The sequence below is a fragment of the Nostoc sp. genome (genome assembly GCF_036917435.1).
In the GTDB taxonomy this organism is placed as follows: Bacteria; Cyanobacteriota; Cyanobacteriia; order Cyanobacteriales; family Nostocaceae; genus Nostoc.
Window position 1 is genome coordinate 79,662 of sequence record NZ_JBALDM010000038.1, and the last position, 14,247, is coordinate 93,908.

General features: G+C 39.4%; 14 protein-coding genes. 9 read left to right on the forward strand and 5 right to left on the reverse strand.

Annotated elements, in window-relative coordinates:
* Positions 1-39: 39 nt before the first annotated feature.
* Entirely contained in the window at positions 40-609 is a 570-nt protein-coding gene (locus tag V7K98_RS18260; RefSeq protein WP_335024265.1) for a Uma2 family endonuclease, read from the reverse strand.
* A 221-nt stretch (positions 610-830) separates the two neighbouring features.
* Between V7K98_RS18260 and V7K98_RS18265 the strand changes: the two genes are divergently transcribed.
* Entirely contained in the window at positions 831-1,418 is a 588-nt protein-coding gene (locus V7K98_RS18265; RefSeq protein ID WP_335024267.1) for a pentapeptide repeat-containing protein, read from the forward strand.
* 65 nt (positions 1,419-1,483) lie between these two features.
* Here V7K98_RS18265 and V7K98_RS18270 read toward each other — a convergent pair whose 3' ends face one another.
* Complete coding sequence (locus V7K98_RS18270) at positions 1,484-2,491, reverse strand: SPFH domain-containing protein (RefSeq protein ID WP_335024269.1); 1,008 nt, start codon at positions 2,489-2,491, stop codon at positions 1,484-1,486.
* Positions 2,492-2,624: 133 nt separating this feature from the next.
* On the reverse strand, positions 2,625-3,059 hold the full coding sequence (locus V7K98_RS18275) for an NfeD family protein (protein ID WP_335024271.1): 435 nt from the start codon (positions 3,057-3,059) through the stop codon (positions 2,625-2,627).
* 233 nt (positions 3,060-3,292) lie between these two features.
* Between V7K98_RS18275 and V7K98_RS18280 the strand changes: the two genes are divergently transcribed.
* From V7K98_RS18280 to V7K98_RS18295, 4 genes are all read left to right on the forward strand, one after another.
* The gene (locus V7K98_RS18280; RefSeq protein WP_335024274.1) at positions 3,293-5,323 is read left to right on the forward strand and encodes a protein phosphatase 2C domain-containing protein; all 2,031 of its coding nucleotides are present in this window, start codon (positions 3,293-3,295) and stop codon (positions 5,321-5,323) included.
* Positions 5,324-5,510: 187 nt separating this feature from the next.
* Positions 5,511-5,771, forward strand: coding sequence for a hypothetical protein (locus V7K98_RS18285; protein ID WP_335024276.1), 261 nt, complete (start codon positions 5,511-5,513; stop codon positions 5,769-5,771).
* 425 nt (positions 5,772-6,196) lie between these two features.
* Positions 6,197-6,874, forward strand: coding sequence for a class I SAM-dependent methyltransferase (locus tag V7K98_RS18290; RefSeq protein ID WP_335024278.1), 678 nt, complete (start codon positions 6,197-6,199; stop codon positions 6,872-6,874).
* A gap of 158 nt (positions 6,875-7,032) precedes the next feature.
* Positions 7,033-8,430 (forward strand): DUF2079 domain-containing protein, encoded by a 1,398-nt coding sequence (locus V7K98_RS18295; RefSeq protein WP_335024280.1) that lies wholly within the window; start codon positions 7,033-7,035, stop codon positions 8,428-8,430.
* A gap of 91 nt (positions 8,431-8,521) precedes the next feature.
* On the opposite strand, the gene V7K98_RS18300 is transcribed toward V7K98_RS18295, so the two are convergent.
* Positions 8,522-9,472: a 1-aminocyclopropane-1-carboxylate deaminase/D-cysteine desulfhydrase gene (locus V7K98_RS18300; RefSeq protein WP_335024282.1), complete on the reverse strand. Its 951-nt coding sequence runs from the start codon at positions 9,470-9,472 to the stop codon at positions 8,522-8,524.
* 208 nt (positions 9,473-9,680) lie between these two features.
* Here V7K98_RS18300 and V7K98_RS18305 point away from each other — a divergent pair, with 208 nt between their 5' ends.
* Positions 9,681-11,411 carry a diflavin flavoprotein gene (locus tag V7K98_RS18305; protein WP_335024284.1) on the forward strand — a complete coding sequence of 577 codons (1,731 nt, stop codon included), beginning with the start codon at positions 9,681-9,683 and terminating at the stop codon, positions 11,409-11,411.
* On the opposite strand, the gene V7K98_RS18310 is transcribed toward V7K98_RS18305, so the two are convergent.
* The gene (locus V7K98_RS18310; protein ID WP_335024286.1) at positions 11,361-11,486 is read right to left on the reverse strand and encodes a hypothetical protein; all 126 of its coding nucleotides are present in this window, start codon (positions 11,484-11,486) and stop codon (positions 11,361-11,363) included. The genes V7K98_RS18305 and V7K98_RS18310 overlap by 51 nt on opposite strands.
* Positions 11,487-11,570: 84 nt before the next feature.
* Between V7K98_RS18310 and V7K98_RS18315 the strand changes: the two genes are divergently transcribed.
* The 3 genes from V7K98_RS18315 to V7K98_RS18325 all read left to right on the forward strand — a co-directional run bounded on the left by V7K98_RS18315 (position 11,571) and on the right by V7K98_RS18325 (position 14,119).
* Positions 11,571-12,083 (forward strand): phosphate-starvation-inducible PsiE family protein, encoded by a 513-nt coding sequence (locus tag V7K98_RS18315; protein ID WP_335024288.1) that lies wholly within the window; start codon positions 11,571-11,573, stop codon positions 12,081-12,083.
* A gap of 97 nt (positions 12,084-12,180) precedes the next feature.
* A complete protein-coding gene (locus tag V7K98_RS18320; RefSeq protein WP_335024290.1) occupies positions 12,181-12,375 on the forward strand; it encodes a hypothetical protein in 195 nt (64 codons plus the stop codon).
* A gap of 7 nt (positions 12,376-12,382) precedes the next feature.
* Complete coding sequence (locus V7K98_RS18325) at positions 12,383-14,119, forward strand: diflavin flavoprotein (RefSeq protein WP_335024399.1); 1,737 nt, start codon at positions 12,383-12,385, stop codon at positions 14,117-14,119.
* The last annotated feature ends 128 nt before the right edge of the window (positions 14,120-14,247 follow it).

A 14,247-nucleotide genomic window follows, 5' to 3' on the forward strand; every position in this document is an offset into this window, starting at 1 on the left:
CTTCTGAATTCACCAATTCTGCTGTAATAAATGCTTTATTCAAATAAAACTCAACCAACTAAACACGTCTACAACTGTTAATTGCCAATCTTCCAAAACACTCAAAACGGGTAAAATATCTTGATTTTCTTTTAATTCTGGTAATTTATTGGGTTCAAAAATCATGATTGACTCATCAGCAGAATCGAGTAACCAACCTAGCTTTGCTCCATTTTGAATGGAAAATATAATTTTGCGGATAACTCGGTTGGGTGATTGCTCTGGTGAGAGAATTTCGATTATCCAATCTGGAGGAATCTCAAATTTATTTGTAATTCTTCCATTAGAAAGCAATGGAATTCTTTGCCATTCAAAAACTGCAATATCTGGTACTATTGAACGACCTTCAAATGTACAACGTAATTCAGGAAAGGCATAAGCAATTTTTTGCGGTTTAGCAATCTCGTTAATTGCTGTGACTAAACTGCTTTGTAACGTACTGTGTTCTCCTTGTGGCATAGGTTTTTGGTATACTTGCCCGTTAAAATACTCGCTTGCTGGTTTTGTCTCTGGTAGTTGTAAGAACTTTTCTACACTTAGTACTGTGCTTGGCTGAATAGATAATGTCATAATTTATAACTTATCAAAAGTACACTGGATACTCTACATTTAGCGATCGCATTTCAAAATAATATCCGATTGGTAACGGCTGATGAAGCTTTAGCAACAAGTGCTGAGGTTTTAGAAGTTGAGGTTTTGTTACTGGGGTAAATCAACTTTCCTTTACAATTCCTCATCCTCCACATTTACCAAAAGTGCGATTTGGCAAGTTTAGGATCAGGTGTTGAAAAATGAACGTCAAAAGACAAAGTATTACTGTTGAAGAGTTGCTGGAACGTTACGCTGCTGGGGAGAGAAATTTTGTTGGTATTGAGTTCAGTTACAGTGATAAAGGGTTGAGAGGCTGTAACCTGAGTGGAATTAACTTGAGTGGTTGCGAAATTGAGTTTTATATGGCTGATGTCAACTTGAGTGGGGCTGACCTGAGTGGAGTTTATATGCCCGAAACCAACTTGGATCGAGCCATCCTTGTTGGTACTGACCTCAGTAATGCTATCTTGTGGCAATGTGGTTTTGTCGATGCCAATCTCAGTGGTGCTAATCTCAGTGGTGCTATCTTGACTGAAGCCAGCTTTCTTCGTGCTAATCTCAGTAGTGCTAACCTGACCGGAGCTAAACTCAACGATACTACATTCAGGATATCTGACCTGAGTGGAGCTAACTTCAGCAATACCGTCTTGGAATGGACTGACTTGCGTGGAGCTAACTTGATCGGAGCCAATTTGGACGGTGTTGAATTCAGGAGAGTATCCTTCCAAAACACCATTATGCCAGATGGAAGTATTAGAGATGGAAGTATTGGAGATGAGAGTTGCTGATGTAGAACATGAGGCATTGAGCATTGCTTCCCCCTCATCCACCTCATCTCCCGCACTCCCCATTCCTAACCAGGGCGGTTATTTTCTAACCCTGGTATTTGCTTAGGAAACAAATCGTTAGAGTCAACTTGACCATTTGAGATCACAGAGCGCATACCCTCGAAAGCAGCAGGGATAGTGCGCGGATCTATAAATAAGACTTTGCTGCTATCGCTTTTACCAATTGTCGCACCCATGTCTAGATAGCCCAAAGCAAACAGAACTTCAACTGCTTTATTGGCATTGGGATTTGTCTGGAGCTTTTGGGCGATAATTTCTGCTGATTCTGCGATCGCTTGGGCTTTTAAAACTTGCTGCTGACGTTCAGCTTGAGCTTTCATCACCAGCGACTTTTGTTCAGCTTCCGCTTGCAAAATTGTCGATTTTTGACGAGCTTCCGCATCCAATATTTGCGCCTCAGCTTTACCTTTAGCACTATTGACAGCAGATTCGCGTTCGCCCTCAGAAGTTAAAATTGCTGCCCGTTTGCGTCGTTCTGCCGACATTTGCAATTCCATCGATTCTCGCACTGCTTGAGACGGAATAATATCTCGCAGTTCTACCCGTGTCACCTTCACACCCCAAGGATCGGTAGCAACATCCAAATCCCGTAATAAAAGTTCACTAATATGAGAACGAGCAGTAAAGGTTTGATCCAACTCCAGTTGCCCCATTTCGGCGCGAATTTGAGTCAGCACCATATTTATCATTGCCGACTGGAGATTTTCTACCTTATACCAGGCTTTTTCCATATCCACGATGCGCCAGTAAAACACTGCATCCACCTCAATACCAACGTTGTCACGAGTGATGCACTGTTGGGGAGGAATATCTAAAACTTTTTCTTTGATAGTTCCTTGGTAGACAATTCTATCTAGGAAAGGAATGACAAAGTTTAGTCCTGGTTCCAATTTTTTGTTATAACTACCCAATCTTTCCACCAAAGCTTCATTACCCTGATTGACGACTTTCACAGATCCCGCTACGGCAGAACCACCAAGGGCTAAAAACACGAGCAAAAAAAACTGTTCCATTGTAAATCTCCTGATTTTTAAGTATTAAATGTCAAATAAAAGGGGAGTGGCAGATCAGAGAAATGGGGGAGATAAGGGGAATAACCAATGCCCCATGCCCCATGCCCCATGCCCAATTCCCAATGCCCAATAACTAAGAATTCAACAGATTTTCTGGTATCACAATCAAAGTGGTACCTTCTCTCCTAACTACATAAACTCTTTGATGGGGTGGTACGGTGAATTCATCATCGTCACATCGTGCTTGCCAGGAATTTCCCTCATACAATACCCGCCCTGTTTTCCCAGGCAGAATTTCTGTTAAGGTTTCAGCTATAACAGCATCCTGAATTTTCGATTTGCGTCGTCGTGGTTGCAAAAAGCGACGAGAAAGCACGATTAGGAATGTGGAAAATAATAGCCAAACTAAAACTTGCAACCATACACTTCCCAAACCCACTCCAGACAGCAGCGCCACCACAAAAGCGCTAATTCCCATCATGAGGGCGACAAACGCCGATGGTAAGAACAGTTCCATGAGACATAAAACTGCTCCTGCCAGAAGCCAGATTAAGGTCAAACTTGGCATAGCGTCATCCTAGACTCTACATTGACGTAAATGCATTTCTACGATTAGATACAGCCAGACGTAAGTTATTTACAGAAAGCAAAACTTGGTTTTTTTACCAATAATTTTGATTAATTTCAGTAACCAGGTGTAGCTAGCGGTACACGAATCCAGTTTATTCTAGCCTTCAAGTCATTGCCAGCTAAATGTAATCGAAATTCATGAGTTGATTGGTTTTTTTAATTTATACTTTTATGATTTCTACTCAACTGACAATTTATTGTATAAATCCAAGCTGTAATAGCCCCATTAATCCTATAGGAGATAAGGTTTGTGCCAGTTGCCAAACTCCCTTGGTTCACCGCTATCTTTGGGCTACTGGCTCATTGTCTGCTCAAATTACACCAGGCACAAAGGTGGCAGATAGGTATGGGGTAATTACTCCCCAGATTTGGCTAGATACTCAACCGGGATTACCGCCAGATGTCCCTGAAGACTTGCCAAAGGAAGTAATTCCTTATCTACGGTTATATCAAGAACGGTTACATCTGCCCCAGGCTTATGGGTTTGCTAGTGATGGTGAGGAAGATACAAATGATATCCTCTTATTAGAAAATGTGCCGATAGATGCGACAGGAAATATCTATCCAACTATTGTTGAGGCATGGGAGCAAGCAACGGCGGTGCGACAAGTTTATTGGCTGTGGCAAATTCTTCAACTTTGGACACCTTTATCAGAATTAGGACTCAGCCGCAGTTTACTGGTAGTAGACAACTTGAGAGTCCAAGGTTGGTGTGTGCGACTATTAGAACTCTACCAAACACCAGAAGATAAGACGCTGAGTTTACAAAACCTGGGAGAGTGTTGGCAGTTTTGGGTAGCTACTGCAAAAACATCAGTAGCCAAAGGGTTGCAAAACATAGTCCAGGAGATGTGTGAAACTGAAGTTGAGCTAGATGATATTGCAACTCAACTTAATGGTTTATTACTAGCATCTGCGGCAGAATTACCATTAGTTTTGCAGGTGGCAGGCTCTACAGATATTGGCCCAATTATGGCGCAAAATGAAGATGCCTGCTACCCCGATACTTTGAGTGATTTAGATGAACCTTTATTACCCCAGTTATCGATTGTTTGCGATGGTATTGGCGGACACGAAGGCGGTGAGGTTGCTAGTAAGTTGGCAGTACAGTCTGTAAAGTTGCAAATTCGCGCCTTACTAACGGAGGTAACAGAACAAACTGTACTTGTATCACCAGAGTTGTTGCAAGAACAATTAGAAGCAAGCCTACGGGTAGTAAATAATGTTATTTTTGCCCGCAATAACGAACAAAAACGCCAAGGCAAAGAACGCATGGCTACAACCATTGTTATGGCGTTGCAAGTTCCCCAACGAGTCCAGACAAGTACCGGCTGGCAATCAAATAATACCCATGAACTTTACTTGGCTAATCTTGGCGATAGCCGCGCCTATTGGATTACCCGCAATTATTGTCAGCTACTCACAGTAGACGATGATGTGGCAACGCGGGAAGTTCGCTTTGCTAAAAGCTTATATCGAAAAGCACTGATTAGAACAGATGCTACTGCCCTAACTCAAGCATTGGGGACAAGAAATGCAGAATCTTTGCGTCTTAGGGTTCAACGATTCATTCTAGAAGAAGACGGCATATTACTATTGTGTTCTGATGGTTTAAGTGATAATAACCGAGTGGAACAATCATGGCAAGATTATGCAATACCCGTGTTAACAGATCAGATGACAGTTGAAGATGCTGTCCACAACTGGATTAACCTGGCAAACGAAAAAAATGGGCGTGATAATACGTCGGTTGTTCTCACTTATTGCCGTATCTCCCCAGAATACTTAGTACCTGTGACTCCGACGTTGCCAGAAGAGATTATAGAAGCAGAAATACAAGAAGAAGCAGAGGAACAAGAGGAATTAATTTCTGTCAGAGAAAGTTCGCAAACTTTGCTAGATCCAAATCTAGATTTGGATCTAAATTTGGATCTAGATTTGGATCTAAATTTGGATCTAAATTTGGATGTAGATTTAGATATCTCAGAGGAATCAGTTACAAGCCCAGAAATTCCACCAACTTTAATTACAAAACCTAATCGGAGTAAACGTTTAGTGATGCTGGGGGGAGTGTTGGCGTTGCTTGTTGGTGGTACAAGTTTAGGATTATTTGCTTGGTGGCAAATTAATCCCCAAGGATTCCAGCAAATGTGTCGGCAAGTTCCTCAAAAACTACAGCAATTGTGTCAGCCGGGAAAATAGTAAATGGCGAATGGGGAATAATAGGCTAGATGTGATATTTGTGATTCTTCAGTATCCCATCTCTAACCTGATTAAAATCAAATATTGCTCAGGGATGGGGCTAGTGTGCGTACTTGGCACTAACATTAGATTATCTAGGGTAAGCAGATTACTTGTTCTAAAATTTACTTAACAAAGGCGGTAGAAAATGGGTAGACTAAATCCTTATACACTGCAATTGCAGATTACTCGAATGTTTGAGCAAGGGCAATCATTTTTTGCCACAACCAAGGTGCAAGAATGGTTGAAAGAACGCAAACATAATCCAGAAGATTATGATATTATTTTCCATAAAAAACCTGCGCCTCCTGGTTCAAAAGAAGTGATGGTAGTGGAAATTGAATTACGCCGCAAAGATGGACAACCTGTAGATACTTGGTTGCAGGAACAAGCAAATTTCCATGCCTGATTTTAAGAAATAGCAATTTTCAATTTGAATTCATATTATCTTAACAGAATTTACGAAAATAGAGCGTTCCCAATTGCGGAACGCTCTTTGCCATCTTTGGATGATATTTTTTGCATAAGTAAGTCGGCGTAAATTGATCTGTGCTGTATTGTGTTTTTTACCTGATTAGCACAAAGGCTAAAGCTGAACAAATATGAAAAAACTCTATGCCGAAAAGACATATAAACAAATTCTACTTCTACCTTTGTAATCTTTCTGTAGGAGCTTGTCGTAAGTATCTATCTATGCATTTTAAGCAAAAAATCACCCAATCAGGTGAATCAAATGGGTGAGGTAGAAGAAACACAAATTATCCTATCTTAAGGCTATGAGAAAATAGTTGCTTGGCAGACAAATTTATAGCTTTAGAAATTAGGAAATAGATAATGACTGTAAACCAAATTATTGGAGATTCACAAAATAAGATTGCTGCCAACTTTGGTAAATGTTTCTTTGATTGGATGATGGCTCAAAGCAGCACCACCTATGATAAAGTTGTAAGCAATTTCTACCACGGGCTACGCCTACACAAACTTTCTCTTTTTGTAAATCTCCAAGGTATAGTGTTAGAAATAGTCCCAGGAACGGACGCTAACCTACCCTACTATCCTAAAGATATTCACCGGATAGGAATCGGGACAAAGCTACAAACGTATTCCTATCTCCAAAAACAAGTAGAAAAACTAGGCTTAAACATCGATCTCCGAATTGGCAATTCTGAATGGTTAGATGCTGAAGATAACAGTATAGATACCGTTGTTAGTAATTTAGTTTTGTGTTCAGTACCAAATATAGACTATACATTACAAGCCGTTTTAAGAGTACTTAAACCTGGTGGACGCTTCTTATTTATTGAATATGTCGCTGCACCTCAAGGAACTTTATTGCGAAAATTCCAAAGTAAAATTAGTCCTATTTGGAAAGTAATGGGTAATGGTTTTCATCCAGATAGAGAAACTTTGATTGCTTTAGAAAATGCTGGTTTTGCTGGTATTCATTATGAGCGATTTGATGCACAACTGCCCATTATTAATTCTCATATTATCGGTGTAGCGACAAAGTGAAATAAATTTCTACTTCAGAGAATGCTTATTAAAAACTCTTCTGAATTTTTTTGAACCATTCTCTAACAAAAAATACTTTTATTAAGGTATATTAAAATATTATAGTGAAGGGCACTTCTATATTAGACTAATAAGTTTAGTATTTATTAGTTATTAATATGCAAAGAAAGCTTAGTTATATTAGCTTTTTAGTTTTTATAGGAACTTTAATATTATTTCTTTGTAGTAGTTTAAGACATATTTTTTTTAAATCTAATGCTCTTGACTTAGCTCTTTTTGACCAATGGGTATATTTGATAAGTCAAAATCTACCCCCAATATCTTCTTTTTTTGGATTTCATGTTATGGGCGATCATGCAGCCTTTATATTGTATCCAATAAGCCTACTATATAAAATATATCCCAGTGAATACTGGTTATTTTTAGTTCAAGCTCTTGGTTTAGCTTTTGGCTGTTTACCTATTTATTTACTAAGCCTACAAGCAGGATTATCTATACCTTATTCAAAAGCAATAAGTTTGTCTTATTTGCTTTATCCTGCTTTATTTAATAGTAATTTCTTTACTGATTTTCGTCCAGAAAGTATAGCCGTTCCTGCATTATTGTGGGCAATGTGGGCAGCAAGAGAGAAATGTACTTATCAATTATTTTTTGCTATTGGGTTAGTTTTAGTTTGTAAGGATAGCTTAAGTTTAACTGTAATAGCTTTTGGTCTTTGGCTGCTATTACAACATCGAAGGGTTTATGGATTAGCTTGTGTTGTAATAGGCATATCTTGGTATATTTTTACTATTGGTTATTTAACGCCTTCTTTGAGAGGTGGGCAAGCTGGGGGAGTTGTGTTTTATGCTTCCCTTGGTAGTTCTCCAAAGGAAATAATCATTAATATTTTCAGTAATCCTAATTTAATTTTAGGAAAGTTTTTTTCTCCTGACGCATTATTTTATTATCTTCTTCTTTTATTACCAGTAATTATTGGATTACATTGGAAACAAATGTTAGTATTAATACCGACTTTACCTATGTTGTTATTGAATATTATTTCTGATTATGCGTCACAAAGAGATTTAGCTCATCATTACTCATTACCTATTTTTCCTTTTATTATTGTATGGTTGATATATTCTATAAAAGAATATCAGCAAGAAAACAAGAGGCGTTGGTTGAAACCTAAAATATTAATAATTTCTGCTATTTTTTCTTTTTTGGCATTGGCTAAATATGATTTTTTTATAACACGTTATTTTCCAAATTTACCTAATCTTCCTTCTCTGTATACTGCTGTCAGTCTAGTTAAGACTAAAGAAAGTGTTTTAACTACAGCAAGTATTGCTCCTCATTTAGCTAAACGTCAAACCATTAAGCTAATTAGTAAAGATCGTCCGTCGGAAAAGTATAATGATATTTTTAAATATATACTTGTAGATTTAATAAATAATAAATCTGAGTTCATTCCTAATTTGATATATCAACTTAAAAATAGTTCTAATTTCAAACTTGTATATGAAGCTGATAAAGTTTTTTTGTTTGTAAAACAAGACTTACGCAAAAAATAGCCCAAACCTTGAGTTTTCGGTAGAAGCAATTGATGAATTGCCCCTACTGCGTGTAGTTTTGCGTAAATCTTATAAAAGTGTAATATATTTTTTACTGTCGCAAGTATCGCTTCTCCATACCAATGTTGCCTTGCAAGCCGCCTGTGTGTACCAGCAGCAACGAATCTCCTTGAGAAAAAAATCCCTGCTGTAATAAATCCATTACTCCGTAAAACATTTTGGCGGTATATACGTAATCAAGAGGTACGTTATGTTCTTCCTTGAATTGTTGGCTAAATACTAGCAATTGATTGTTTACCTTTGCATAGCCGCCGAAGTGATAATCACATACCAATTCCCAGGGAACGGGAGAGTTAGATGGTGTAGGTAAATCCGAGATGAGGTAATTTGTCAATAAACTTTCGATTTCTTGTGCGAGAAATAAACCATTTTTTAGAATGGGAAAAGCGATCGCTCTTTGTCCCTCATGCAACGAAAGCGCAATACCAGCCAGTGTGGTAGCTGTACCGCAGGCTACGCATATACGATTAAATGCGTAGGCGTAGCCAGGCGTAGGCATCGTATTACCAATTATCTCTGTGCAGCCGCGCACACCATTTAAATTACTCCCGCCTTCGGGAATGATAAACACCTCACCGAAGCGTTGTTGCAGATATTCCTGTAGCGCGGCTGTGTTGCGCTGTCGATACATTTCGCGGTTTAGGTACACAAGCTGCATACCCTGTTGGACAGCAAAACTCAGTGTTGGGTTTAGTGGTAGCGTCTCCTCTCCACGAATTACACCAATGGTACGAAAACCGAAAAGATTACCAGCCGCCGCAGTTGCATAGATGTGATTAGAATAAGCGCCACCAAAGGTAAGTAATGTCGTGAAATTTTTCTGCTTGGCTTCCAAAAGGTTGTACTTCAACTTAAACCACTTGTTGCCGTTAACCCACGGGTGCATCAAATCTAGACGCAGCACATACAGATCGACACCAGCGCTACGAGCGATTTCGCTGTTGATTTTTTGTATGGGAGGAGGAAAAAATATTAACGACATCCCTAAAGATTGTAACTGATTATTTTCATTTTCTCACATTCATTATTGATGGTAAACATTGAGTAATTCAATGGTAAATCAATCTAAATGATGAATAAAACTTTCTGATGATTAGCTTTAGAAATTGGCATTTTACTAATTGACTATTTCAGGTCAATATAAGAAATATAAAGCTCGCTTCAAATAACAATTTTTTTGGAGAAAACAAATGGTTGCACTCATCCAGCCCACTCAGGTTACTCCCAACTCAGGACGTTTGACAGTTCAAACTGTTGAAATTGCTCCTCAAACAACTGCTATTCGTTGTCTAGACTGGGATAGAGAACGTTTTGATGTCGAGTTTGGTCTACAGAATGGTACAACTTATAATTCTTTCTTAATTCAGGGAGAAAAAATTGCCTTAGTTGATACATCTCACCGCAAGTTTGAAGAATTATATCTTGAGATATTGGTGGGATTGATTGATCCGACTAAAATAGATTACTTGATTATTAGCCACACAGAACCAGACCACAGTGGCTTAGTGAAAAATATTTTGCAATTAGCTCCCTCTATTACTGTTGTCGGTGCTAAGGTAGCTATTCAATTTTTAGAAAATATGGTTCACCAGCCTTTTAATTCAAAGCAGGTGAAAAGTGGAGAGCGATTAGATTTAGGCAACGGACACGAATTAGAATTTATCTCTGCACCTAACTTACACTGGCCTGACACAATCTTTACTTATGACCACAAAACTAGCACTCTCTACACCTGTGATGTATTTGGAATGCATTACTGTGATGACCATACTTATGATGAAAATATCACTTTACTTGAGGAAGACTTTCAATATTATTATGATTGTCTTATGGGGCCTAATGCCCGGTCTGTTTTAGCAGCTTTAAAGCGGATTGAAAAGTTAGAAATAAAAACAGTTGCTACAGGACATGGCCCTTTATTACAACACTATATTTCCGAATGGCTCGGACGGTATCAAAACTGGAGTTTAGAACAGGCAAAAACAGATAGATTAGTAGCTCTATTTTATGTTGAAGATTACGGTTATAGTGAACATTTAGTCCGTACCATAGCTCATGGATGTGCAAAAACAGGCGTGGCTGTAGAATTATTTCCTCTCAACAGTTCAGAGCCTCAAGAAGTTCGAGAATTAGTTGCACAGTCTTCTGGTTTAGTAATTACAATGCCGCCGCAATCTTCAGTTATAGCTCAAGCGGCATTAAGCACTATTTTAGCTGCTGTTAATAAGAAACAGGCAGTTGGTTTATTAGAGTCTGGAGGGGGAGAAGATGAACCAATTTATCCTTTACGCAATAAGTTTCAAGAACTGGGATTAACTGAAGCTTTTCCACCTATTTTAGTTAAAGAAATTCCTACCCCAGCAACGGAACAACTTTGTGATGAAGCGGGGACAGATTTGGGTCAATGGTTGAACCGCGATCGCACCATTAAACAAATCAAATCCATCAATAGCGAGTTAGAGAAAGCTTTAGGGCGGATTAGTACAGGATTATACATCATCACCGCTAAAAAAGGAGAAATTCAGAGTGCGATGTTGGCTTCTTGGGTGACACAAGCCAGTCTTGAGCCTTTAGGAGTAGCGATCGCAGTATCCAAAGACCGGGCAATTGAATCTTTGATGCACGTTGGCGATCGCTTTGTTTTAAACGTTTTAGAAGAAGGGAAATATCAAGGATTAATGAAACATTTTATCAAGCGTTTTGCTCCTGGTGCAGACCGTTTTGCTGGAGTGAAAACATATCCAGCTAAAAATGAATCGCCAGTTTTAGCTGAAGCTTTAGCTTACATGGAATGTGAAATCACAAGCCGTATGGATTGTGGAGATCATTGGGTAATTTATAGCACAGTCCAAACTGGAAGAGTTGCCAAGCTAGATGCACTTACCGCAGCGCATCACCGCAAAATTGGCAATCATTATTAAATGGGAATTGGGCATTGGGCATTGGGCATGGGGCATGGGGCATGGGGCATTGATTATTCTGCTTCTCTCACTCATCTTTCCAACTCCGAACTCCCAACTCCGAACTCTTAACTCCCAACTCCTAACTCCTAACTCCCCACTCTCCAATTACAGAAAGCTATGTATAAATCTGTTGAAAATACCCCGATTACGATGTATGAAATCAATCGGGGGCGCGTTGTGCGAAGTTTGGAATTTATTCAAGATTTAATTGTAATTTCTCTGTGTATCGGTTTATTTAGCTTCATGGTGCTTCAGGTGAGAGATATGTTTCTCTCCTTACTTCCACCTCTAGATTTTCATGCTGTGACTGCCGATATTCTCTTTTTACTCATCTTAGTTGAGCTATTCCGACTGCTGATTATTTACCTACAAGAACATCGCGTATCTATTGGGGTAGCTGTTGAGGTTTCTATTGTTTCCGCTTTGCGAGAAGTAATTGTTAAAGGTATTCTAGAAACTAATTGGAGTCAAATTTTAGCAACTTGTGCCTTTTTATTAGTCCTGGGAATACTACTGTTTCTCCGAGTTTGGCTACCACCTACCTTTGAAGGTATTGACCCGGAACAAGAAGTATCTAAACGCTATAGAATCCGAGCCAAATCTGAATTAACAGAAACTAATGGTCATTAAAAATAGGTAGAGATGCAATTAATCGCGTCTGTACAGGAGTTAAGAAGAGAAGGAGAGCAGTTTTTATTTATGTGAGGTACACCCGTAGGGGCAATTCATGAATTGCCCCTACAGCTTACGAGATGATGTTGTACCACATTTGAATGGGAACCGCTATAACCAATTCCCAATTCCCAATTCCCAATTCACAATGCCCAATGCCCAATGCCCAATGCCCAATTCCCAATTCCCAATTCCCAATTCACAATGCCCAATGCCCAATGCCCAATGCCCAATTCCCAATTCCCAATGAGGTTATTATGTCTACTGCCACATTAACGTCCAACCATAGCAGAGATGTCCAAGTTGCTGAAATTGGTAAAAATACTCTGATTCTGCGATCGCGGACTTGGGACAGACTAAAATTTGAAGTTGAGTATTCCCGTCAACGGGGAACTACAGCAAATTCTTATCTGATTCAAGGTGATAAAAAGGCTTTAATTGACCCTCCTGGCGAATCTTTTACCGAAATTTACCTTGAGCAACTTGCACAACGTCTAGATTTCATTACCCTAGATTACATTGTTCTCAGTCATGTCAACCCGAACCGGAGAGCAACCTTACAAGTATTACTCTCTCTGGTTCCTCAAGCTACTCTCATTTGTTCTCGCCCCGCCGCTAATGCTCTAAAAACAGCCTTTCCCGAATTTGAATCACCTATTCAAGCAGTGCGATCGGGGGATACTCTAGATTTAGGACAAGGACATCTTCTCTCATTTGTCACCGTACCAACTCCCCGGTGGGCTGATGGACTTTGTACTTATGATTCTGCAACAAAAATTCTCTACACAGATAAACTTTTCGGCGCTCATATTTGCGAAGATATATTGTTTGATGAAGATTGGAAAGGGTTAGATGCGGAACGTCGTTATTATTTTGAATGTCTCCATGCGCCCCAAGCCAAACAAGTTGAAGTTGCTTTAGATAAAATCTCGGTTTTGGGAGCCAGATGTTATGCCCCTGCACACGGGCCAGTTGTCCGTTACAGCCTCAGTCGTTTTACTTATGATTACCGTCAATGGTGTCAAGGGCAAAAATCTCAAGAGTTGAGTGTCGCTTTGCTTTATGCTTCTGCTTATGGCAATACAACAATTCTGGCCAATGCGATCGCACAAGGTTTGATTCAAAATGGAGTTAATGTAGAATTAATCAACTGTGAATTAGCTGATTCTGCCGAGATTAACCGCATTGTCGAAACTTGCGATGGCTTGATTATCGGCTCACCCACTTTAGGCGGACATGCACCGACTCAAATTCAAACTGCTTTAGGAATAGTCCTCTCAGTGGCGGCTAAAACTAAGTTAGCAGGGGTGTTTGGTTCCTACGGTTGGAGTGGAGAAGCAATAGATTTAATCGAAAGCAAGCTTAAAGATGCAAATTATCAACTAGGATTTGAAACAATTCGGGTGCGTTTCAGCCCTACTCCTGAAATTCTCCAGGAGTGTCAAGAAGCAGGTGCATCCTTTGCCCAAAACTTGAAGAAAACCAAAAAATTGCGGACTTCCCGCCAGGTTGTCACAGAAACCCATGTAGATCGTACCGTACAAGCGGTAGGGAGGATCGTTGGTTCTCTGTGTGTTGTGACAACTCGTGATGAAGAAACTCACAAAGGGGTTTTAACTTCTTGGGTATCGCAGGCAACTTTTAACCCGCCAGGAATTATGATTGCGATCGCTAACGAGCAAAATGCAGATTTAATGCATCATCCTGGCGATCAATTTGTGCTGAATATCCTTAAAGAAGGCAGAAATGTGCGACGCTATTTTTCTCGTCATAGCACTTTAGGCGATAATCCCTTTGCAAATCTTGTCACAAAAACTGCTGATAATGGCTGTTTGATTTTGAATGAGGCATTAGCCTATTTAGAATGTACGGTGCAAAATCAGCTTGAATGTGGCGATAGATGGTTAATTTATGCCGTCATCAATCATGGTGAAGTGTTGGAAAATGATGGTATCACTGCTTTAGAGTATCGAAAATCTGGCAGCTATTATTAACCTGATTTTTTACGGTATTTGAAAAACCTCTCTCTAAATCTCTCTCCTAAAAGGAGAGACTTTGAATTTTCCCCCTTCCCGTGTCGGGAAGGGGGTTAGGTTCTTCCTGGGCTTTCTTACATAATGTA

What these genes read in the sequence shown, in the direction of transcription:
- V7K98_RS18260 (WP_335024265.1), bottom strand. Translation starts at nt 609, where the DNA reads ATGACATTATCTATTCAGCCAAGCACAGTACTAAGTGTAGAAAAGTTC.
- V7K98_RS18265 (WP_335024267.1), top strand. Translation starts at nt 831, where the DNA reads ATGAACGTCAAAAGACAAAGTATTACTGTTGAAGAGTTGCTGGAACGT.
- V7K98_RS18270 (WP_335024269.1), bottom strand. Translation starts at nt 2,491, where the DNA reads ATGGAACAGTTTTTTTTGCTCGTGTTTTTAGCCCTTGGTGGTTCTGCC.
- V7K98_RS18275 (WP_335024271.1), bottom strand. Translation starts at nt 3,059, where the DNA reads ATGCCAAGTTTGACCTTAATCTGGCTTCTGGCAGGAGCAGTTTTATGT.
- V7K98_RS18280 (WP_335024274.1), top strand. Translation starts at nt 3,293, where the DNA reads ATGATTTCTACTCAACTGACAATTTATTGTATAAATCCAAGCTGTAAT.
- V7K98_RS18285 (WP_335024276.1), top strand. Translation starts at nt 5,511, where the DNA reads ATGGGTAGACTAAATCCTTATACACTGCAATTGCAGATTACTCGAATG.
- V7K98_RS18290 (WP_335024278.1), top strand. Translation starts at nt 6,197, where the DNA reads ATGACTGTAAACCAAATTATTGGAGATTCACAAAATAAGATTGCTGCC.
- V7K98_RS18295 (WP_335024280.1), top strand. Translation starts at nt 7,033, where the DNA reads ATGCAAAGAAAGCTTAGTTATATTAGCTTTTTAGTTTTTATAGGAACT.
- V7K98_RS18300 (WP_335024282.1), bottom strand. Translation starts at nt 9,472, where the DNA reads ATGTCGTTAATATTTTTTCCTCCTCCCATACAAAAAATCAACAGCGAA.
- V7K98_RS18305 (WP_335024284.1), top strand. Translation starts at nt 9,681, where the DNA reads ATGGTTGCACTCATCCAGCCCACTCAGGTTACTCCCAACTCAGGACGT.
- V7K98_RS18310 (WP_335024286.1), bottom strand. Translation starts at nt 11,486, where the DNA reads ATGAGTGAGAGAAGCAGAATAATCAATGCCCCATGCCCCATGCCCCAT.
- V7K98_RS18315 (WP_335024288.1), top strand. Translation starts at nt 11,571, where the DNA reads ATGTATAAATCTGTTGAAAATACCCCGATTACGATGTATGAAATCAAT.
- V7K98_RS18320 (WP_335024290.1), top strand. Translation starts at nt 12,181, where the DNA reads ATGAATTGCCCCTACAGCTTACGAGATGATGTTGTACCACATTTGAAT.
- V7K98_RS18325 (WP_335024399.1), top strand. Translation starts at nt 12,383, where the DNA reads ATGTCTACTGCCACATTAACGTCCAACCATAGCAGAGATGTCCAAGTT.